Source organism: Serratia sp. CY56464 (assembly GCF_052168435.1).
GTDB classification, from domain to species: domain Bacteria; phylum Pseudomonadota; class Gammaproteobacteria; order Enterobacterales; family Enterobacteriaceae; genus Serratia; species Serratia marcescens.
Genome location: NZ_JBJNMV010000001.1, coordinates 690,646 through 712,062, shown reverse-complemented (window position 1 = coordinate 712,062; position 21,417 = coordinate 690,646). Strand labels below are relative to the sequence as shown.

Genomic DNA, 21,417 nt, shown 5'->3' with positions numbered 1-21,417 from the left:
GCCTAAAATTTGCTTGCTATACTGCTTTTCTATCTGACTGTCTAAAGCGAGAACGTAAAAATGCGACAAAGGAACAACGTTAAAGCCAAGCTTAAGCAAGCTGGTGAAAAGCTGGTGCTTGCCAGCTGTCTCTTGTTGCTGCTTTATTACGCATTGCAATGGTCGTTGCTCCTCGGTGATTTTTAATTAATTTTATTTATTTATTTTATTACTGAATTAATTGCACCGGTGGCCTGTTTCCTGCTGCCACGGCAAATTCCGAGGGCCAATCGTCACTATCCCAAGCGCAAAACCCGCGCGACTTGATTAGCTCGTTAATTATAAGAATGGCATATACTTGCAGTCTAATTCTATAACCCCCTGAATATACTACCCTTGCAGCTAGACCGTCCCACCTTCTTATTGTATGATAGCGCGCGGAAATACGCTGGTTTTTATAACTACTTTAATCTGAAGCCAGACGATGCCATATAGGATAAGTAACTTAGGGAATATAATGTGAATATATTAAGTTTTGTTTGGCTGGCTCTTGCTTTCGCCACTTTTTTCCTACACCACAGAACCATTTTCGCCCTGTTGATTCTCGCATCCATCTTTCAATCAAGCGCTATTATTAACACAGGGAGTAATAGCCTACCTATATTTTACTTTATCGAACTGGTTTTAATAACCCGGTTTTTTTTCACTTCAAAAAACAGCACATCCGTCTGGAACTTAAAACACCGGGTATTACTGCAATCGCTGGTAATAATTGTTCTTTTTTGGTTCTTCACCTATGCGTTAACCCACCTATTTGAAGGAGTAAGAGTTTATTCACCGGCTTATAGCTTTGAAAATAATTACGCCAAAAAAGGTATCTCGCTTGTGTGGGGCAATAACAACATCAAGCAACTGATTCTAATCACGCTGAACCTGATAACGCTGTATGTCATTTACGTCAAGCGGCGTGAAATCACGCCTGAATACGCACTGAAAACCATCATTTTCACGACGCTGGTTTTCTCCGCTTACTGTCTGATTTGGCTCCTTGCCAGGCCGCTGGCGAATGCGATTCAGATTTTGATGTATAACAGCATGCATAACGCCAATGCCATTTTTGAATCCAGACTGAGCGGTACCTTCGGTGAACCGTCATTCGCCGGTATCTTTATCGGCGCAACCATCGTGCCTCTTTTGGTTGCCAAGGGGTTGCGACTGAAGCTAGTGGCTCTATTGATGGTGCTGCTCTTGGTTAAAAACGGCTCTACATCGGGCTATTTTACCCTGCTTACGTCGCTGTGCGGCACATTCATTTTCAGTACGCGTTTTAGCCTGATACAAAAAGCTCTATTTTCTCTGGCTTTGGTCATCGTATCAAAGCTCACATTCATCTTTTTCCTGGAGAAAATAACCGATTACGCGGATAAAAAAGCGCAAACGATCTCTCACCTCGTGCGCTCCGCCTCCAACTACAATGCCCTTGAAATTATGTATAATACCTTTGGCTTGGGCGTCGGTATCGGTAGCGCAAGAATATCTTCTCTGCCTCTGTCCCTACTTGCTAACTTCGGAATATTGGGGACGATACTGTTAGTCGGTTTTATCGTATCCAAGCTTATTCGTTCGCAATATAACGTCGCCGGCAACGAAGCCCATTCCATGCTTAAATTTATGCTTTTCTCCGCATTTTTGGGCTCCTGCGCCGCCAACCCCGATTACTCTTACGGGTTCATTTGGGTTCTTATTTTCAGTTGCCTGTTGACAGGGAAAACACAGCCGTCAATGCCACGATCAACGCAACAGCGCGCGCTCTGACATCGGCAAGCGTCCCTTGGACCGCTTGCCACCACATACACGCTCAGGCCGACGCGAACCGCGTCAGCCTGCCAGGCAACTCCGCCACCAGTTTGTCTACCGCCAGCCGCACCTTGAGCGGCTGGTAAGGCATATAGGGCCACACGACGTTCACCGGGAAACTGAGGCTGGACTCACCGCGCATGATCTCCACCAACGTCCCCGCCATCAAGCGCTCGCGCACCAGCCACTCCGGCAGCCAGGCAATACCGGCGCCGGCGGACACCGCATCGACGATCCCCTGCATGTCATCCATCATCATCTTGGCCGGTGGCCTGAAAGGCCGCAGCTCGCCGTTTTCGCCGCGAAGCTGCCAGGGCAGCACGGCGCCGGCGTGCAGATACCCCACCGCCTGATGTCGGCTTAACGCCTCTACCGTTCTCGGCTCGCCGCAGCGCTGCAGATAATCGGGCGAGGCGCACAGCAGCATGCCGTGTTCGCCCAAGCGCCGGGCAACCAGGCTGCCGCTGTCCGCCAGCTCGCCAATGCGAACCGCCAGATCGAACCCCTCGTCGATCAGATCGATCCTGCGGTCGCTGAATGAAATTTCCAGCGTCAGCAAGGGATGTTCATTCGCCAGCGCCGTCAACACGGGCGCAATGCACAAATGGCCGAACAGCACCGGCACCGAGACTCTGAGCCGGCCGCTGACCTGCATCTTGCCGCTGTCGAGCTGGTTTTCCGCCGCCTGAACGTTTGCCAACGCCTGCCGGCAGTGCTCATAGTACAGCGCCCCTTCATCCGTCAGGCTCAGGCTGCGCGTGGTGCGCATAAACAACATCACGCCAAGCCGAGCCTCGAGACGCGATACGATTTTGCTGACCGCAGAGCGCGTCAAATGCAGTTTCTCTGCGGCGGCGGCGAAACTGCCGCCTTCCGCCACGGCGACAAACGCCGGCAGTGCGCTGAGATCGCTTTTCATCTTAATGCATCCAAATTGGAATCAATTTAGTGAAAACCTATCACCACTGGTGAACATCAAGCAATGATAACCTGCAGTCATTCCGAATCCCCGGTGAAAACCACAGATGACCGTCAGAGGACAACAGCATGAAAAAAATACTGGTACTCAAATCCAGCATTATGGGAAATGACTCGCAGACCAATAACCTGATTGACCGCTATCTGGCGGCGCGTAAGGCGAAAGGACACGAAGATCGGATCGTCGAACACGATCTGACGGCGTTGGCTCTGCCGGTATTGGACGGCGAGCTGTTCGGTGCGCTGCGCGGCGCGGAAAACATCAGCCCACGCGCCAAAGCGGCGGTGGCGCTCTCCGACCGGCTGATTGCCGAACTGAAAGAGAGCGATCTGCTGCTGCTCGGCGCGCCAATGTACAACCTCAACGTCCCGACCCAGCTGAAAAACTGGTTCGATCTGGTGGCCCGCGCCCGGATGACCTTCAACTATACCGCCACCTACCCGGTGGGGCTGGTGGAAGGCGTCAATGCGCTGGTATTCAGTTCACGCGGCGGCATGCACGCCGGGCATCCGACCGATGCCGTAACGCCCTACCTGCGTTCGGTGCTGGGGTTGATGGGGATCGGCGACGTGCAATTTATCTATGCCGAAGGGCTGGATATGAGACCGCACGGCCTCGCGCAGGGGCTGGCGAATGCCCACCAGCGGATCGTGGAGTTAGTGGGCTGACGCAAAAATATCAATAGGATGAAGGCAGTCCATTGCCTAATTTATTTTCCTAAGCGCCATCAATGCGTATTTGTATATTCCCACCGGCGCTGCTTGAAAGTGTTAAGCGGCCGCCAGTGGGCCACGTAAGATTTAAAACATCATCACCACCTTGATAGTAAACATCTTTAACGACAGTGACAGGTTCACTATCTTTCAATTTATATAATGTAAATATCGCAACCGTGGTGTCAGTTTTTAAATAAACTCTGGCTACTCCACTTGTTTTCCCCCACACTGAACGTTGAAGCATCGTAGGCGTGTTCACTTGAAGCAACATCGTTGTTGCCATACTACCCACCTGTGACTTTAATAAAGGCGGCTCTCTCAATTCAGACGAGTAGTTAAATACCGGTGAAGGTATCAACGACACACTATGCATCCGCAATGCGCCGCCCGATATCGATGGCGCTGCACAGCAGATATCCCAAATAGAATAAAGAGGGGTGCTTTCAATGGTAATACGCGCCACATAATAGCCACCTTCAATCGTCCACGGGATTTTCTTCTCTATTTTTGTCGCCTCAGTATAGTTATCATCGGTTGCCGTCACCCGGATACCCGGAGAATCGCCGATAGCAGTTGCATAAGCCATAACGGTCATCGTACCGGTCTGGTTGACATCAAAGGTCCTATTTAATAATCCGGAATAATAGGACGTCGCAGTATTACTGCTTGTCACCTCTTGCGCAACAACCTTAACACCGTTACCGGAAATATTAAAACCCACAGGCATCCCGTTATTCTGGTCAACAGTCAGCAAGCGGGAATTGGGAATATAATTACCATAGGTTCTTTCAAGATTAATCCGCCGACTTCCGATGGTAATGTCACCATTCATCATATTGCTTTTTAATGGGTTATTTAATTCTAATGTTCCCTTTGATGGCAAAATCGCTGAGTTCAGAATCAAGCTGCAACCCGCAGGGTCAGCAAAGTAAAAGAAGGTGTCAGTGCTTTCCCCCAGTAAGGGAGAACCCAGTTGGAATTTCCATCCATTGAGATAATATTGCGCTATCTGTGTTTGGGTCGAGTTACTTAGCGTCATCATGCCCTTTAAGCGTGCATAGTCATGAATGAATGTTCCGCCAAAGAAGTCCACAATTCTTGCACCAGAAGCATTCGAATTCACGAGAGTGCCACATTTATCAAAAAGAAAATTGCTACCTGACAGGGTCATTAGCCGCGTGGTCCCTTTTTGATCATTATTGAACACAACTCCTTTACCAAAACCATGAATATTGCTCAGCATCATGCCGTCATGCTCTGAAAAATCAAACATAATGCTTGTTTCCAGCTTAGCCGCTGCGGTGATAGTACTAAAATTAGGCCGAACAACATTCGGATTGCAATGAATATTATCAAAAACCCCTACATCGGCGCACTTCTCCACATGAAAATCGATGCCATAAGCAAAACCATAAATGTTTTGGCAGAACGGCGCCTCACCTTGCTGCGAGAAAAAATTCCAGGCACCAGCATATAGAATGTTAGTAACTGAACATGAACGCCCTACGGTGTGAAAAGTATAACCATACTGAATAAACATTGCCGGATCGGTGATATTCTTTGGCTGTTCATCGTAATAGATCACGAAGCCATCAAATGAAGGACTGATTGTACATTCGAATAGATTGGTTCCTGGTTCCCCCTGTGTTGCTGGCTTTGTACGCACTAACAACACCGAAGGTTCAGCTTTAGGATTAAAACCAGCTGTCATTATGCTTTGATTTCGCCCAGTTCGATAACCTCTGACGGTGACCCCAACAGGCACTTTTAACGAAACATCGCCGGTAATAAGAAAGGTTCCATCGATCCAGACGGTTTTATGCTGCGTTGTCGCCGCATAATCCAATGCCTGCTGAAATATTTCACGACAATCGGTATTGCCCGTAGGATCGGCTCCGAATCGCGATAGCGTCACGCCAAGTTGCGCATGCACATTGGTATAGCCATTATTAATGCTGCCTAATTGCGAAGTTACATCAGTATCATTAATTACGGTGGCAGCGGCACTTAAATTATTCATAAACACCTCGGTGTAGATTCAGAAGAATGGAAATAACGAGCGCAGACTACGGCAGCGTGCCGTATTATGAACGTATCAAGAATTCTCAGAGTCACAGAGTTATGACCGCTGTTTCAGGTACTACAGGACCGCTGCCAAACGGGGAAATCCGCTATTGACCGAATAATGGGTGTTTACGATAAAAATGGGGAGCGCTATATCGCTATATACAGAGAGGTGTAAGCACAGATAAGAAAGGGTTAAAGCCATAAAGCGGCCTACCACCTCCCAGTCAGGCCGCTTTCAGCAGGTGAAACCACGCTGATGTCGCGTAGTATCACACCGGCATATTCATAATATGAGGAGATAGAAACAGGCAGCTAGTTGATGTAAGTAGTTTCTAGGCTTTTAGCAATGCATTACCGCAAACTGATTCGCAGCATTAGGGTGCTCTGAGTTGCTTTGCGGTAATTTTTTGCCCCATGCATGCCCCATGACGAAGAAGTTATGAAACCCGTATCAATAGATGTAAAACATCCATGTCTAAATTCTGTCCAAGATAACTTCCGCCGGCAGCTTCCAAGCCGCTAACGGAAGTTAATCTGAACATCAATACAAAATGGTTCCGTCGCTGTCAGATGTCGGCGGAGTTCCTTTCTTGTACATCTTATTTCCTGTCCCAGATACCCACTCGTATGTCTGTTGAGAGCCGCCATCTATCTTGATCGGATGCTGCCAGTTAGCGCTGAACGTTATCGTGCCATTCGCCTCCAGAGCCACGCCATTTACGTTGTTAGGGTTGGTTATGGTGATTCGTTTTGTTGCAACATCCATCTTAATAGATGCATTGGCTAAAGCAGTCCCTGCCCGTATTTCTGTTACACCTGAGCTCCCCCATAACAATACATCAGAGCTACTCGCCCCAACTGTTAGATACGCAGGCATAGGACCATTGTTAAACGCATGTGTCTTGCTTGCAGCCCCACTTACTGAACCCCAGCGCACCGCTGTATCCTGATCCTGAATAACTACTTGGCCGTTCATGCGCAGAGTGCCAGCGACGCTGCCAACGGTGATAATGTTTACATTCCCATAAAGGTAGTTGGCAGAAAAATCGGTGGCTCTGTTTGAGTTTGTAAAGGACTCTTCAGAAAGGAAGAAGTTGCTTTTCCTGCGATCACTCATGTCGAATGTGACTGAGAAAATCTCAGCCTGATCAACGTTTGCACCCATGTTTGCCGATAAGCAAACTACAATCTTAGATCCGCGCACGCATACATCCTGCACGCCAGTGCCTGATGGGCCAGCATCGTTGTACATAGCCGGAACTGCAGCGACGGGAATCTCAACAAAGTTTTCCCATGCCATGTTCACAGCGTCGTTGTCAGTACCTACGCGCATCGTGAGCAACGGACTATCTGTCAATGCACTGTTGCTATTGCCATTGCGATAGCGCCCGCAGTAGAAGATGTATGTATTACCTTGGTAGCTAATCAGTGATACCGGGGATTGGTTTGGAACCCCATCTACTTCTCGTGTCGTGAACGTCTGGCAGTTGTCATCGCTGTACCACATCACGGCTTTGCGAACTGAGTTATTCTGGGTGCGCAAGAACCCCACTGTACGAGTGCCATATACACGGATCGTCGGTTCTACCAGCATCGGAGTTCCGCCGATATTCTCCTTGGAGAAAATAGCGTTTTTTACTACCTCCAGGGTAACCGGGTCGATCGTAGCAATACCGACTTCCGAGTCATACATGTGGTATCCGAAAGCTAGCTTGCCATTAGGTAAAACGGCAAAGGAGTGAATCAAAACCGGTGCCCAGCCGTTAGAATCGTATAAAGGTATTGGGTCTAAAACAGGTGTATATACCGATCCATTGTTGACGCTCTTATAAAGCACACACTTGGATTGCGACTCATCTGATACACGGCGGAATCGTGCCGCACACCATATATTAGTGCCATCTGAACCAGCACCCCACGCAGATACGCCTTGCGGCCACGTAGCCAGATCTGTATTTGATGCTGAGATTCTAGGAGCTAAGCGCGTCCATGTAACTCCGTCCTGTGAAATCTGCTGATAAACACTTAGCGGCGAACTACTGTGAGAGGCGCCAACGTTGAAAAGGCAGTATGCCTGGTTGTTGTGGCTGAACACCTTCCCTTGCGGCCATGCCGAATACATGCCATTACTGGTCGTCTGCGAGATCTTCACGCTTGAAATTGTATCGAGAACAGCCGCTACCGTAGTCTTTTTATATCCGACCATAGCCGCGCCCTTGAATGGGTCGCTTTTGTTTGCCAGGTCGATGGCCAGTTCCGTGCCACTGCCAGTTTGAGGAAGGACGCCAATGGGATTGCCAAGGCTATCAAACCCCATAACCTTGTTGGCTCTCGACGCGGCCGGTGGCAATACAGGAATGAATGGCTCTGGAACTCGCAGCGTTCTGCCGAAAATAGAGGTATCCCCGCCGCTGCCTTCGGTGTATCTCGTCGCATCTGGAATGTAAAATTGTTGCACGCCGAAAGTGTCATATACGGCGATCGCATGGCGCTCTGTTACAACAAACTTGGCGATCTGATCATTGTTTACCAGGAATCCGCCAGCATTCAGCTTTAACGGCTGAGCAGCTGGGACAAACGAGCCGTCTTCGTTTTCCAGGAACACGGGGATCTGGTTTTCTGGGATGGTCGGGTCGGTATCCACCTTCCCCAGATACACTTTACCGTTTGCAACCGCAGCAAACTTTCGAGCTGCAGTAAATGGGGTATACGGCAGCGCGACTACTGCAGTTGGGATAACGGGATTAGCCATTTATTTTCTCCAGGCGTGAGTAATCCCCACAAGGCAAGGCTTGCGGTAGTTTGGTTGTGTGAGTCTCAGCACCAAAGTGGTACTATTGATGGTCTTGGGCTATACCAATACGATCCCGATCCGCCCATCGGAAAGGGGTTCGCATGGAGAAGTTAGAAAGGCAATTTCATCTGAGGCTGCCAAAAGAAATACACAGCAAGATAAAGCAGAGAGCAAAATCTAATTGCCGATCGCTAAATGCAGAAATCGTGCTGATAATCGAGAGAGAACTAGCGAAACCAGCCAAGATAAAGGGATTTCGCGATGATGCAGAACGCTTGGCGCATGAACACGCCGAGCAGTTCAAAAGGGTTGTGGTCGAAACGTTAACCACGATTTATCGAAAAGACGAATAACCCCCATGCTATGCTTAGTGAAAAACAGGAGGATTACGTGAGCGATCAGCAACAAAATTTAATCTACAAAGATATAAAAAGAGTTTTGAAATGGATTGCTTTTTCAATAATAGCTATTTTTATTCTTTCGTTGGGTTGGCTCACCATTGATGTTGTGAAAAATAATTTCGACAAGCAGTCAAGAGAGGCGGAAATATTTGACAAGGCGATCCCATTTGCATCATCACACACCCCATGGATTTACACTAGAGATGACTTTGGGAAAGAGAGCAAGTTAAGCCTATGGTTTATCGGGGATACTGACCAGCATGCGATCATAAAAGTTGGCGAAGATTACTCAGTATACTCCACAACTACTGACATGCACGGAAGTATAAATTTCCATCATGTGGCTGGAGAAATATGTAGCTATGCATCTGCTTACTTGAATGATGGGATGGTTGCCGGAGTTCAATGTGAAAACAAATCATATTCCGGGGGGCCGTGGAACAAGTTCAGATAAACCATTCATGGCTCCTTAGTACTACTGTTGAGTCGCTTGGTTAGATAACAATGGCCTAACAGCCACTGCCGCCTGGTTTAAAGCTTTTTCATATGCAGGAGTTCCTGCCTTAGTGGCAGCCAGGCGCAATAACATATTGCGCACTGGCTTGCTCTCATAAACCCTGGTCATTAGGCCATAACCCGCTTCTGCGGCCAGCGATGTTCCCATCGATGGAAGTGCAGCACCTATCCTGATTGGATTTGCCAGTGACTGCCCTGTTTGCGTAACTACATTAGCCGCGTCTGCGCGAGATGTAGCCCGCAAAACATCGTGAAGGGCATCAAGCTCTTTCATATGCCTTCCGCTGAAAATTGTGCCGTATATTTCGCCGCCAGACTGAGACTTCAGCTTATTAACCTCCGTGATAAATTTCGCCGGAGAATCACCTACCTTCTCAGAAATCTTGCTGATATATGCAGCACGCATAGCGTCTTTGCCCTTCTGGTCAAGAGCTCCCCATATACGCTGAATATCTGACGGCTTGCGACTATAGACAACAGAGTTTATCAGCTCAGGTGTGGCATCTCTGCTGGCCTGGTTCAGGGTGTTAGCAATCCGTTTATTAAGCACCTTATTAAATACATTGGCATAGTCGGAGTTGGCTTTCACGTATGAAACCGCATCCTGCGCACCGAGTGAATTACCAACGGCTTTGCGCAGATCGCGACTCATTGCATTTTCTACCATATTGGTAGCTGCTTTAGCTTGGTTTGGGAAGACCATTGCATCGCCTTGGACGTTTGATCTAAATGCTGTCCGATGCTGCCTTAGTAAGTCAAAATCAACGTTACCGCCTTCTACTTCCCCTCTTAGGTTTTTCAGGGAGTTAAGTAGCCCTTGATTTGCAGAAGTCCCCAGCCTCTCCTGACGAGCAATGGCCGTGTTCAGCGCATTGATGGTATTGGTGGTATCAACTGGGGCGCTACCCATCTTCTGCGTGATGTTATTAATCGCCGAACCTGCAGCATCCTTCCTACTGCGTAGGGTTGAAGTAAGCGAGTTAACAACATCATCAGGGTTATACTCGCCGAATCGGTCAAGGTAGTTCCTGACGAGATTGCTACGGCTGGCATACTGCTGAGCCCTTTGTGACCCAGTTCCGAGCAAAGCGCCCTCTCCGCCCTGGACAAGCCCTTTACCTAACGCCCCCATCTCACCAACAGGCCTTGCCACATCGGAAGTCATAGGGGTTACCCCCATACTCTCGGCGCTATCGATGATCTGCCTTGCCTCCGGAGCAATATCGCCTCTAACGGCGGTAATTCCTCGGCCAATGCCCTTCGCTGCCGCAGACAATAAGCCTTGCGCGCCAAGGTTAACTGCTGCATTGGTAGCAGCATTTTGAGCAAAATCGCCATCTTGATTGCCAGCTTCTGCTAGCGAACCAAGTGCCATGTTGCCTGCCATCCCCAGACCTGGGGTTAAATAGCCGCCAATGGCCTCACCGGCTTGCGCATATGGATCGGTTGGGCGATCTACAGGCCGGTAAACATCATCAAGAACCTTAGGCCCTCCTAGCCCTTGGCTGATAGCGTTAATTAGGCTTGCGCCACCCTGCAGAACGTCGAATGGGATATTTACCAAGCCACGCGCCGCTTGCTCTGCGTTATCCAGCATTGAAGGGGCATTATTTACTGGATTAGTCGGTTGAGCGGCAGGCGTTTCTAGTGTCGAGCTCTGTTGCGCAGGAGTTGTTTGGCCAGCAAAGTACTCATCAATAGCGGATCCGATATCTTCAGTGCTGGTGCCGTCAGGAAAGGTAAACGTCTTCCCATTTGCCGTAACTTTCATCATTCCACCTTGAACTGAATGCCTGATTTAGTGGTGTGAGTTCCTGCAGGAGTTGTTGCTGCCTGTTGACTTGATGGCTGACGTTTACCGCCAACATTTACTTGGTATTGCTGATTGTAGTTGTCTGTATATTCTTGGATATCTCGCAGAGACTGTTGCATAGATGCAGGGCTTGAGTAGTCAACCTGTGGCATTCCCTGGAAGTACATTTTCGCCTCTGCGACGGTATTAATCCCACTCGCCCCCATGTCCCTTGCCGCCGCTACGCCTTGGTTCTGCATGCGACCCTGAATCCGTCTTGATGCATTATAAAGTTGTCGCTGATCTTTATTTCCTGGAAGCCTGCTCCTTAATTCTGCATCAACCGATGGGGTTCCTGCTCCGCCAGTAACGCCAGTCATGAAGTCAAGCTGACTAGAATCTGCATTGGCGATCGCATCAATATCCTTACGCATCGCGTAGTTTTGCGCGCTTGCTGCAGATGTCGGCGGGGCTGAGATGGCGCTGGCAGGTACTCGAACCATATTCCCGTTATCATCCTTGCCTTCATAGAATGCATTGGCACCTTGGCCGTGTAACTTCCCTGACACGGTTACGGTTCTGCCATCCGATAACTGGACTGTGTTGTCAGCACCACCACCCGGCCGTCCCCTGACTCGCAGATATGTTTGCTGCTGCTCAGGGGAAAGGCTGTTGAAGTACTGATATTCTCTAACGCTGGCTGGAACTGCGCCGCCGGCGCTGCGCATTGAGTTCTGCGCGCTAATATCCTGACCACGCATCGTGATGTTCTGCCCACGAATCGTATTGGCTTCGCTAGCCTGATTGCTGCGCACGCTTTCATCCAGTCGGCCCTGCTCAAGCCTGCGACCTTCTTGCTTATCCATCACATCAAAAGCCTTCTCCGGACCCAATGCTCCCATACTCATGGTTGTAAGCATGTGTGATAGTTGGTCTGGGTTTTGCACTCCGGTCTGGATCATCCAGTCAGGATTAGCACCCACCGCCTGAAGACTGCTTTTGTTATCTGAGACGAATTTACTGTAGACCTCTGGCCCTTGTGACAAGGCTACGTTTGCCCGCATGGCCAAATCACCTAGTTCATTACGTTGCTGATCCTTAATTCCGGAGAAAGCTTGCTGAGCCTGCGCAACAAATGCCGGGTTTGCTGCTGCGAAATCACGAAGCAAAGATATGTCGCCAGTTTTCCATGCCTCTGCATGCGCTTGATTAAAGGAATTCTGGGCTTCTTGTTGCTTCTGTTGGCTGTAGATGTCAGCTACGCCCGCTAGCCCGCGCAGGCCTGTAAGAGCAACGTTATTCGCGCCTGATCTGGCGATGTCATTGTTGTCTCGGATCAGACCAAGCGCAGTGTTTACATCGCTAGCTTGCGGTGCGTTGGTGTTTTCCCTGCCAATTCCGCCGAGAAACCCTCCAGCGTTTATACCCTGTTGCCAGGTAGCCATGATGCCTCCTTAGAATAATGACCCGATCAGCCCAAGCCCGGCACCAATGCCAGCTCCCCACGGTGTTGAAGTTCCTAATGCGCTGGCGATTCCTCCACCAAGAATGCCGCCTCCAGCCAGACCGCCAATGGCCTGCTGAGCGCCAGATGGTCTGTTTGCTTGTGCTGCAGCCAGGGCTGCCTGTTGCTGATATAGACCGCCCATGTTATTCGCATAGGTTTGCCCTGCATTAGCCTGCCCCTGCAGCGCACCGAGGCCAATGTTTGCCAGGTTCTGATAGTTATTCATCTGGCCTGAAAGCCAGTTCTGCCCCAGCGTAGGGGCGATCGTTGCTAATCCGTTGCTGGTAGCCGTGCTGCCAAGTCCGCCTGTTGCTTCCGCTGACGCCAGTTGCTGGTATCGAGCCTGATTGGCGAGGTCTTTGTATTGGCCAGAGTTGTAGTAATCGTTCAGCGCGGATTGCTGACCTTCAAGAGATGATAGATTTTGAAGTCCTGTTACATACTTCATCGCCATCGGCGTAAATGGCGCAAGGTTGTTCATTACCGTTTGCCATTGTTCTCGCTGAAGTTCAGTTTGCTTATTGATTGCATCGGCTTGTGCGCCAGCGCCGCCATCGCCGCCGCCGCCACCTTTGCCGCCTTTGCGCATACGGCTTTCTTTCATCCGCTTGGAGTTTCCGCAGCGGCTGTTTTCAAAAACATCAAACATAGCGTTATTCCTATTTGGAGTGCTGTTCCAGGAACTCCGTCAGCTCGTCGCGAGTAGCGGAATAGAAAGTGACGTCATCAACGCCTTTGAAGTATTTCTTGATAGTGCCAACGCGCTTGAGGCCGAGCATCGTGCAGTAAATCTGACCATGCCGGAATTTGCGCGCGGCGAATGAGGTAACGCATTGCACGTTGAAGTTCGCCAGGATGAAACGCCAGAATGCCAACCCTATTTTCTGGCTGAATCCTCGCGCCTCTTTCAGATACATCGCGTGGCAGTCGAAGGTCATCGGCTGAATTTCGTGAAAGTAGATGATGCCGCCGAACTGGCCATGCACATGCACCTCGAAATAACGATGTCCGGGCTGATAATCGAATCCGTCACCGTTGTTACTGCCAGCGATGATGTCGGAATGGTTTCCTACGGCCTCAATCAGGTCGATGTTTCTCGTTGGTTTGAACTCAATCATTAGTTAATCAACCCGTGTGCTCTCAGATCATCCTCGAGCGCCTTAATGCGCTGACGTGCCTGCGTAAGTGAGTTGGCGATCTGCTGAATCTGAACGACGTCGAGAATTCCAATCGTCCATGCCTGGTTGGCGTCGAAGGCTCCGCGATAAGCCGTGCCGGTTGCAGCCGTCCATCCTGTTCGCTGAGCTCCGACAACCTGAATGCCTGCTACCTTGTACGAAACTGCGTTCACACTGCCGCCCACTTGCAACTTGTCGGTGGTTGGTGTTGCGACATTGCCTACGAGGAACGAACCGCCGGACGCTTGCACTGACTGGCTGGTTGAGACGGCTTTGGAAACATAGTTGGTTTCAATGGTCGAAACCTTGCCCTGCAGAGTAGTTATATTCCCCTCTGCAGTCGTAACGCGGGTAGTAAGTGATGCAACATTGGTCTGCAGTGATGTGATGTTGTTCTCTGCTGTCACCATGCGAACGGTTAGGCCGGAGATGTTTGTCGTGTTCTGCGTTATTCGCGTTTCATGATCGGCAAGCTCAGCTTCGTTGGCCGTTATCCTTGATTCATGGTTAACAAGAGTTTCCTCGGCTGCCGTAATGCGAATTTCATGGTTGACGAGTTTCGCTTCTGCTGCAGTGATTCGCTGTTCATGGTCAACCAGTTTCTCTTCTGCAGCAGTAATGCGAACTTCGTGATCTTCCAGCATCGCATCCTGCTCATCATTCTTTTTCTGGGCATCATAAGCTCCCTGCCCAGCCTCATTGGCCTTATTGGCAACAAGGCCGAAGTCCATGCCCTGCTGAATTACATACAGCAGGTAGGGTTGAGAGAATATGTTGCGCGGAAGTAGAGTTGCGTCGATGCGTGTAGCCTGGATGACTACCGGGTTTTTTAGGTTATCGTCAGCCATTATTCCAGCCTTATCGAGCATCCGCTCAGAGTCACAGGTGATTTGGTAACAACCCTAACCTTGAAGCCGATATTCTTTCTGATGCGGCCAATTCTTCGCCAGATGACTCGCTTGTCGTAGATGAATGGAGCATTGCTGCCTACCATTTGCTCTCTGCCGTAATTAATTCCGTCGGCAGTTGCGGAGATGAATAGCCTCTCTGCTACTTGAGAAACGCCGGTTGACGCTTCCAGCTCAAAATCAAAAACTCTCGCGCCATCAGCCTTAAACATGGGGGTGTAAAGCAGGTGCTCTGCTTGTGAGCCATATTGCGATGAGGCATCAAAAATAAGCCTCCCGGTGATTGCGGATATCTTGTCACCAACAGTTATCTCGTTACCTTCGAACATATAATCGATGGAACGATGAACCATGTCTGACAGCCCTGTCTTGAGGATGCACCACTGAGCCCCATTCTGTGCGGCCGCTGCGTCATAGCACATAACGTGCCTTGGAAGATGGACGATTAGAATCTCATGACCATCGAATCTGGTTGCCTCTAGCACACCCGTTGAAAGCTCGTCGGCCGTGTATCCGCGCAATACCTTCTCAACGGTAGCCGAGGCTATTGGAGATGCCTGGCCGTTGCTAACCATGTAAATCGATGGCGCTCCGGTAGCCTGGCTACTGATGAATGCAAATGAATCGCCAAATTCAGTCTTGCAATATGTACCGGCGATCCCCTTATTAACCATGAGTGAAGGCTGGGCAATGTAGATTGCTGCTGTTGTCTCGGCGGAGCCGGTAAGAGAGAAGAACTCGATGGTTGATGAGCCGAACATAACGACAAAGTCACGCCAGATTCCGCACCCTATGATTCCATCAGGCTGGCTTTCAGCGGTGTAAAATGGCCGAAATCTGTCTGGGTGTGATTCGTCTTCGAGATCGGTAACTCCGAATGTCTGAGTCCCATCCTTAACCCAGATATATCGACCTCGCGCCCGGCATGCATCACGAACGCTGCCGATATCGTATTGTGGGTATTTTGTGACTACCTCACCAATTTCCTGAGTTGCAACAAATTCACTTGCGTTTGTCCCTGCCACCCCAACAGGAATATTGAGCGTGTACTCGATAGTGACATCCGTCCCTGCATTCGGTACGCCAGTAACCTTTAGATTGGTGATATATGGCGCGGTAGTTGATACAGGCTGAGACTGGTCAGCTGACCACATATCCTCGGTGATTTGCATCAGAGCCCCCGAGACGCCGGTCGAGGTTTTTGGAGTGACCTTTATCAGGAATGTCCCAACTGCGTTTTCTGCAGTGACACTAAATTTGTTATTTGCCGCTGTTCCGCTTGTTGATACCCAGTCTTTAACGGGGTTGCTTTTAGGTGGCGTGATAACCTCTTCAGGCCAGTTCTGAAGCGTTTTAACTGTTCCGTCATAGCGATACATGGTCAGTACGCCATTAGCCGCTACAGCCTGGCTTGTAGAGCTATGAGCCATGCTCACCCGTGAGCTACCAGTAACACTCCCTACTTCTACGCCAGCTTTGTAAATGCGCTCACCGGCAACTCGATAAACGCTGCTGTTGACCGTATTGAATTCGGCCCCGCGAGACACTCCAGCAACGTCTGAGCGCTTTTCTAAGCCGGGGAAAGATCGAAGGTATCCAGATGCATTCAAGACTTCTTTCGGCGTCGCCAGCATATTTACAGGCAGCAAATCGACGTAATCAGAATTGCGGTAGTCTTTGCCAAGGCCTTTGGCTAATGGAAGCTGTTGGATTGGCATGAGTCACCTACTGATTGGGAATGTCGCCGTCAATCGGCGGAAGATCGCCAGGGTAATATCTGTCGATGGTAAACACGTCGTATTTGTTGCCCTGCCCAAGCGGGAAATCCCCACGACGATGCATTGATGGAACAACAAGCGTGTCGGTCAGCAACGCATCATATGAGCGCTGAGCATTAGTCAGAACTTGAGGAGATGGCTCTACACCATAATCAGACAGCATGCGAAGTATTAGCTGATAGCCAACTGCATGCTTGTATTTGCGCGGCAGTCCAGAGTCATCGTCTGGTAACGGCTCCTCGCCATCCGCCGCGAACAAGTAACCGACGTTGCCGGGATTGATCATCCACTCGGCCATCATGTCTTCGAGATCATGAATGGCATCCTCGACAGATTGAGGCTCTACATCAGTCAGAGTTGCGTTTGAAGCTACTGCGGGTTTTCTGAGAGCGAATAAGACGATCTCACCCTTTGTCAGAGTCGTTGCCATTGTCAGCCGCCTTACGCCCACGTTTAACAACCGGCTTGATGTCGTCAACGGAAGCCACAAAGCCGAGCTTTTCGTAAATTGGGAAGTCTTTCTCTGCGATTACAGCCTGAACATGGCCAGCGTCGTTATCGGCAGCCATAAAGATGCTCATGCGATCCATTTCGCCTCCAAAAAATAAAGGGGCCGAAGCCCCTCTTGATTACGGATTGCCGAAGAACTGGCCACCCATGTGTGGGTTGAAGCACACGTAGGCTGGCAGTAGGTCGAAACGCATTTTCTGCACGTTGGCGTCGCCGTCCGAGTATTTGTGTACACGGATAGAGAAGCCTTCGTAAGTTGCTACTGCAGAGTCGATGCTGTTCAGTTTTGGCAGAGGAATGGTGCCCAGGCCGCAGAAGAACTTGTTGTAGAACAGGTTCGGCTTCATGGTCTGGCTTGCAGTACCGATTACAGTCACCGCATCACCCGCGGCAACCTGGCGGTTAACTGCGTTGTATTGTGGATTGGTGGTGTCGTAAATCGGCACGCCGGACAGCGTAACCGTAACCGCGCCACCGGCGGTGGAGTTTGCATCGGCCAGAACGGTTGCAGTGAAGCTGATAGGTGCAGAGCCGTTATAAAGCACTTGCTTGCTCTGCTGCTGCAGCCAGTAGGTGTTGGTGAACTTAATCTGGTCGCCAGCTTTCAGGAAGCCGGTTACAGATGCGGTAGCGCCGGTCAATGTCACCTGGAACTGGTAGGTGTCTTTCACCGCGTTATAGGTCACGGTCGGAGCGGTTTGCACTGTCAGCGTGCCACCGAATGCACCTTGCGTACGGGATGCCAGGCCGTTAGACATCAGCGCGCGGATGCCGCCGAAGTTAGTGGAGATCTGCGCATTTTCCCAGGCGGTGCGAACCAGTTGGTCGGCTGCGTGCAGACCAGATTGCGCGTCTGCCAGTCGTTGGGCAGACCACGGATCCATTACCGCATAGTTCTCACCCTCAACCACACCCAAATCCTTCAGGAAGGATGCGGTTTGAGCCACATCAGACCATTTGTTGATCGGGGTGTTGGGGCTGCCCAGAGCCAGTGCGCCGTTGTTCATCATGAACTTGGCCAGCTCAGTCTCCAGGTCAGTTACGATGCGCTGTCTAACCGGAGCCAGGATTTCTTCCAGCTGGTTCAGCTTGATAGCTTCTTCCAGTTGCTGATACTCGACGGCAACAGTGATGTAGTTGCCAACGCGGCCAGTTGCTTTGCCGGAGATCAGGTTGTTCTTCGATTGACCGGAGATGTCGCCGGTAGGAGTGCGCAGCGATGAGAACTGATGCGGGCGTTTGAAGCTTACGCTATCGCCGGTGTTGGAGTTGATTTCTCCAGCCAGCAATTGGCGATCTACGGTTTTTGCCAATACCAGGTCGGACATGAAACTAGGCAGGAATTTTTTCAGGACGATTTGACTGACGTTACTGTTTAAATCATTGGTAGCCATTTAGCTGTTCCTTATTCGATTTTAGCGCCGGGGCAGAGTTTGTTGAAATCATCTTGTTTCGCATCAGCGCCGCCACCACGAACCTCCGGCTCTGGCTTGATGGCTTTCTTAGGCTTCGGTGCCAACTTCACTTGCTGGCTAATCTGGCCTAAGAGGAATGCTGCGCGAATTGGGTCTGTCTCAGCGGCTACACGCTGGCGTAGTTGTTGGTTCTTGCCCAATGCATAAGCAACGAGCTCAGAACCTTCGTCGGCGGCATGAATCAGGATTTCCTGTTGGATAACCGGAATCTCCTGGCGAACGATATCTTCCATCTCGCGATAGTCTTTCACCGGAAGCTTTGCTGCTCGCTCCTGATGCTTCGTAAGGCGCTCTGTTAGTCGTTGCTGCAATTCCTGCTGCTGACGTTGCTGCTGTTGTTTAACCTGCTCAGCACGGCCTTTCTTCTCATGCCAATCAGTCATCGCCTGCTCAAACGCTGCTTCGTCGTACTCGCACGACTCAAGGGTCGGCTTTGGAGGGATAACGTCTGAATGTGGTTGCTGCGCTTCTGCTGGCTTGGATTGAATCTGCTCAAGCTGGCGGCGTAGCTCCCGGTTTTCTTTCTGTGTTTCTTTGAAGCCCTTGCGAAGCTCTTTCACCCATTGAGGAGCTGGCTGCCCATCGATGTGATCGTCTTCTTCAGGGTTGAGGCTAATTTCCTCATCACCGATTTGCAGTGAGTAATCCTCTGGCTGCTCTTCGGGCTGTTCACTTTCGGCCTTTTTCTCTTTCTGCTCAGGTTCTTCCTGTGATTTCTCCTCAGGGTTTTCCTTTGCTTCAGTGACTACTTCTTCGGCTTCTTCCTGTTTTTCAGACAGGTCAATAACCTGACCGTCGATGATCAGTTCGCTTTCCATTGATTACTCCTGGTTAACTCGGCATTGAGTCTGCCGGTGACTGTGGTGATGTGGGGATTTGTTCTTGCTGGGATTTAAGAAGGTCGTTCAGGAGCTGAATTGCATCCATAACCCCTTTCTTGTTGATGTTCTGTGCCTGGGAAAGCTTGTAGACAACGTTAGCCTGACTTTCCTGGGCATCCTGCTGAGCTGTGAACGCTTTAATAAAGGTTTCACGAGTTGCGTTATCAGCCTTCTTGTTCTCGGCCTCAGCTGCAACCATTTGAGCCTGTGCCAGGACCATTTCAGGATTAGGCTGGCTCTGAGCTGCCATCTGCGCTTGCTGGACAATCTGCTGCTCTTCCTGGTTTCGCGGCTTGGCGATACCAGAGGTCAGAAGCTGTTTGCGGTTGAACTCTTTGAAGTCTTCCAGCCCTTCACCGTCCAGGTTATCCATGATGATTCCTTGGATAGCTGGTCTCATCGGGTCGGTTGGCAACATGGAGTTGAGGACGTTGGTCAGCACAGACACCGTAGCATCACGTCTTGCCGTATAGCTTGGACCGACATCAACAGTAACGTCATAGCGGCCAGTCGATAGGTCATTCAGTGCAACCACCCGACCAGTTTGACGATCAACAACCTGGGCATTCATCAGCGCGATGTCATCGGTGCCGTCTTCGTTAACCACGCGAACTTCACGCTCTGAGCCGTAAACCTCTCGAGCCATAGACAGCCATACTTCACCGGCGCGCTTCAGGCTCTTGGCCATGTTGTCCAGGTAGATGAACGACGCCATGTCGGCGCGGTTCATCAGGTTGTTAACAGTTTCCTGGGCTACGTTGCTCGGCATCTGCTGCATTGCCTGGCTTCCGCCGGTCACTTCCTGAATGTCAGCGCTGGTCTGCTGCAGTAGCGCTGCCAATGCCTGGTTCATCACTGCTGGTTGCGTGTACCCTGCTGGCGTAGCACCGGCGATGATATTGCCTGCCTTATCCTTTATCTCGCGCAGAGGAAGGAACGCTGGCCGCTTCTTGTTGCGCGCTTCCCAGTACTTTTCGAGCCCTCTGATTTGCTCCATGCCGACGATTGGAATCTGGCCTGGGTCTTGAGCTGCAGTGTCGGCCAGCATCGATACCTGCAGGTTGTAGAGTCGTTGTGGGTCCATAGCCTTGGCAATGTGTCCCTCGACACGCTCAATATCGTCAATAAACCAGCGCTTGCCATATACCGGGATTAACGGGATATGCTCACCAGGAATGCGGCGCGGCTTCTCAAGGAAGTTTTGACCGTCGACCACTGACACATAGACGCGACGACGCTTCACGGAACGGCGCGCAACCTCTACGAATCCAGCCTCAGCAAGCTCATCCTCGATGTCTTCGATTTGATCGCTGTCGTAAGTAGCGATTTCCCCAGTCAGCGGCTGCTGGTAGCTGATAACATCAACCGATTCCTTGCGCACTTCGTAATACTTGGCGATATAAACGACTTCTGGCTCGAACCAGTCAAACTCCCAAGAGGAGATCGTCGTTACATCTAGTGACGCCGGCGGAGTCTTGCCGTATTCAGCCTCGTACTTCTCTGGCGAGAGCGAATACATGCAGAACGCCCACAGCGCATCAGACTTGTCGTACTTCTTCGCGTCAGGGTCAAACCACACTGAGCGCGATGGGTCGTATATCGGCTCAATAGCAATGCGCTGGCGATCGTCCATCGGGTCGTATTCATTGACCAGCATCGACGTCAGGCGGAAGCAGCCAAACCCACCGGTAGCAGCATCATCAAATGCGTTATCGCAAGCCTCGCCGCCGTCGGTTTCCTCGTAGTCAGCGCGGAACAGGCCATTCAGCTTGTTTGCCAGCTCTTCGCTTGCTTCGCGATCGCCAGGGCGAAACTTCACAGTGATGCGGTTGTTCCGATATTCGGCAATGATGCGGTTAAGCTCAGTGGCCACTTTGTTGATTTCGAACTTCGGGTATTTCTCGAACTGGTCGTCAAGCTTGGTTCCCGCTGCTGTCGCTCCTTCCCATTGACCGCCAGGGACACGAGCGAATCGCGTAGCTTCGATGCACTTTTCGCGCACGTCTTGCTGCGGCGTATAGGCGCGGTCAAACCTGAGCATGACGCGCTCATGTTTTTTCTCTAATGTCTCTGCCATGT

The 21,417-nt window shown here is 50.5% G+C and carries 17 protein-coding genes and 2 pseudogenes; 4 read left to right on the top strand and 15 right to left on the bottom strand.

Features of this window, described 5'->3' with window-relative positions:
- Window positions 1–498: 498 nt before the first annotated feature.
- Window positions 499–1,794 carry a hypothetical protein gene (locus ACJ8KE_RS03575; protein ID WP_016927316.1) on the top strand — a complete coding sequence of 432 codons (1,296 nt, stop codon included), beginning with the start codon at window positions 499–501 and terminating at the stop codon, window positions 1,792–1,794.
- Between the two features lie 43 nt (window positions 1,795–1,837).
- Here the strand turns inward: ACJ8KE_RS03575 and ACJ8KE_RS03570 are convergent, their stop codons facing one another.
- On the bottom strand, window positions 1,838–2,755 hold the full coding sequence (locus ACJ8KE_RS03570) for a LysR family transcriptional regulator (RefSeq protein ID WP_079449840.1): 918 nt from the start codon (window positions 2,753–2,755) through the stop codon (window positions 1,838–1,840).
- Between the two features lie 128 nt (window positions 2,756–2,883).
- Here ACJ8KE_RS03570 and ACJ8KE_RS03565 point away from each other — a divergent pair, with 128 nt between their 5' ends.
- A complete protein-coding gene (locus ACJ8KE_RS03565; protein WP_097101836.1) occupies window positions 2,884–3,483 on the top strand; it encodes an FMN-dependent NADH-azoreductase in 600 nt (199 codons plus the stop codon).
- A 49-nt stretch (window positions 3,484–3,532) separates the two neighbouring features.
- On the opposite strand, the gene ACJ8KE_RS03560 is transcribed toward ACJ8KE_RS03565, so the two are convergent.
- Together ACJ8KE_RS03560 and ACJ8KE_RS03555 are read right to left on the bottom strand one after the other, a co-directional pair.
- Entirely contained in the window at window positions 3,533–5,551 is a 2,019-nt protein-coding gene (locus ACJ8KE_RS03560) for a hypothetical protein (protein ID WP_442517138.1), read from the bottom strand.
- 588 nt (window positions 5,552–6,139) lie between these two features.
- On the bottom strand, window positions 6,140–8,350 hold the full coding sequence (locus ACJ8KE_RS03555) for a phage tailspike protein (protein WP_442517137.1): 2,211 nt from the start codon (window positions 8,348–8,350) through the stop codon (window positions 6,140–6,142).
- Between the two features lie 143 nt (window positions 8,351–8,493).
- On the opposite strand from ACJ8KE_RS03555, the gene ACJ8KE_RS03550 reads away from it, so the two are divergent.
- Together ACJ8KE_RS03550 and ACJ8KE_RS03545 are read left to right on the top strand one after the other, a co-directional pair.
- Window positions 8,494–8,745: an Arc family DNA-binding protein gene (locus ACJ8KE_RS03550; RefSeq protein WP_060429367.1), complete on the top strand. Its 252-nt coding sequence runs from the start codon at window positions 8,494–8,496 to the stop codon at window positions 8,743–8,745.
- Between the two features lie 37 nt (window positions 8,746–8,782).
- Window positions 8,783–9,247 (top strand): hypothetical protein, encoded by a 465-nt coding sequence (locus ACJ8KE_RS03545; protein WP_060429368.1) that lies wholly within the window; start codon window positions 8,783–8,785, stop codon window positions 9,245–9,247.
- A 21-nt stretch (window positions 9,248–9,268) separates the two neighbouring features.
- On the opposite strand, the gene ACJ8KE_RS03540 is transcribed toward ACJ8KE_RS03545, so the two are convergent.
- From ACJ8KE_RS03540 to ACJ8KE_RS03485, 12 genes and pseudogenes are all read right to left on the bottom strand, one after another.
- Entirely contained in the window at window positions 9,269–11,080 is a 1,812-nt protein-coding gene (locus tag ACJ8KE_RS03540) for a DNA transfer protein (RefSeq protein ID WP_442517277.1), read from the bottom strand.
- On the bottom strand, window positions 11,080–12,546 hold the full coding sequence (locus ACJ8KE_RS03535; RefSeq protein ID WP_442517136.1) for a phage DNA ejection protein: 1,467 nt from the start codon (window positions 12,544–12,546) through the stop codon (window positions 11,080–11,082). The genes ACJ8KE_RS03540 and ACJ8KE_RS03535 overlap by 1 nt, the downstream gene beginning before the upstream one ends.
- Window positions 12,547–12,555: 9 nt before the next feature.
- Window positions 12,556–13,212, bottom strand: coding sequence for a DNA transfer protein (locus tag ACJ8KE_RS03530; protein WP_442517276.1), 657 nt, complete (start codon window positions 13,210–13,212; stop codon window positions 12,556–12,558).
- A gap of 55 nt (window positions 13,213–13,267) precedes the next feature.
- Complete coding sequence (locus tag ACJ8KE_RS03525) at window positions 13,268–13,726, bottom strand: DUF2824 family protein (protein ID WP_442517135.1); 459 nt, start codon at window positions 13,724–13,726, stop codon at window positions 13,268–13,270.
- The gene (locus tag ACJ8KE_RS03520) at window positions 13,726–14,634 is read right to left on the bottom strand and encodes a phage tail protein (RefSeq protein WP_442517134.1); all 909 of its coding nucleotides are present in this window, start codon (window positions 14,632–14,634) and stop codon (window positions 13,726–13,728) included. The genes ACJ8KE_RS03525 and ACJ8KE_RS03520 overlap by 1 nt, the downstream gene beginning before the upstream one ends.
- Window positions 14,634–15,656: pseudogene (locus tag ACJ8KE_RS03515) on the bottom strand (packaged DNA stabilization protein); the annotation flags it as partial. The gene ACJ8KE_RS03520 and the pseudogene ACJ8KE_RS03515, both read right to left, overlap by 1 nt.
- Before the next feature lie 366 nt (window positions 15,657–16,022).
- Window positions 16,023–16,412, bottom strand: a pseudogene (locus ACJ8KE_RS03510) (packaged DNA stabilization protein); the annotation flags it as partial.
- Window positions 16,413–16,419: 7 nt separating this feature from the next.
- Window positions 16,420–16,902 carry a packaged DNA stabilization gp4 family protein gene (locus ACJ8KE_RS03505; RefSeq protein WP_442517133.1) on the bottom strand — a complete coding sequence of 161 codons (483 nt, stop codon included), beginning with the start codon at window positions 16,900–16,902 and terminating at the stop codon, window positions 16,420–16,422.
- Window positions 16,877–17,062 carry a hypothetical protein gene (locus tag ACJ8KE_RS03500; protein ID WP_060446553.1) on the bottom strand — a complete coding sequence of 62 codons (186 nt, stop codon included), beginning with the start codon at window positions 17,060–17,062 and terminating at the stop codon, window positions 16,877–16,879. Before ACJ8KE_RS03500 ends, ACJ8KE_RS03505 begins: the two co-directional genes overlap by 26 nt.
- 39 nt (window positions 17,063–17,101) lie before the next feature.
- Entirely contained in the window at window positions 17,102–18,376 is a 1,275-nt protein-coding gene (locus tag ACJ8KE_RS03495; protein ID WP_442517132.1) for a P22 phage major capsid protein family protein, read from the bottom strand.
- Between the two features lie 11 nt (window positions 18,377–18,387).
- Window positions 18,388–19,275 (bottom strand): phage capsid protein, encoded by an 888-nt coding sequence (locus ACJ8KE_RS03490; RefSeq protein WP_442517131.1) that lies wholly within the window; start codon window positions 19,273–19,275, stop codon window positions 18,388–18,390.
- Window positions 19,276–19,288: 13 nt separating this feature from the next.
- A complete protein-coding gene (locus ACJ8KE_RS03485) occupies window positions 19,289–21,415 on the bottom strand; it encodes a portal protein (protein WP_442517130.1) in 2,127 nt (708 codons plus the stop codon).
- Window positions 21,416–21,417: the final 2 nt, after the last annotated feature.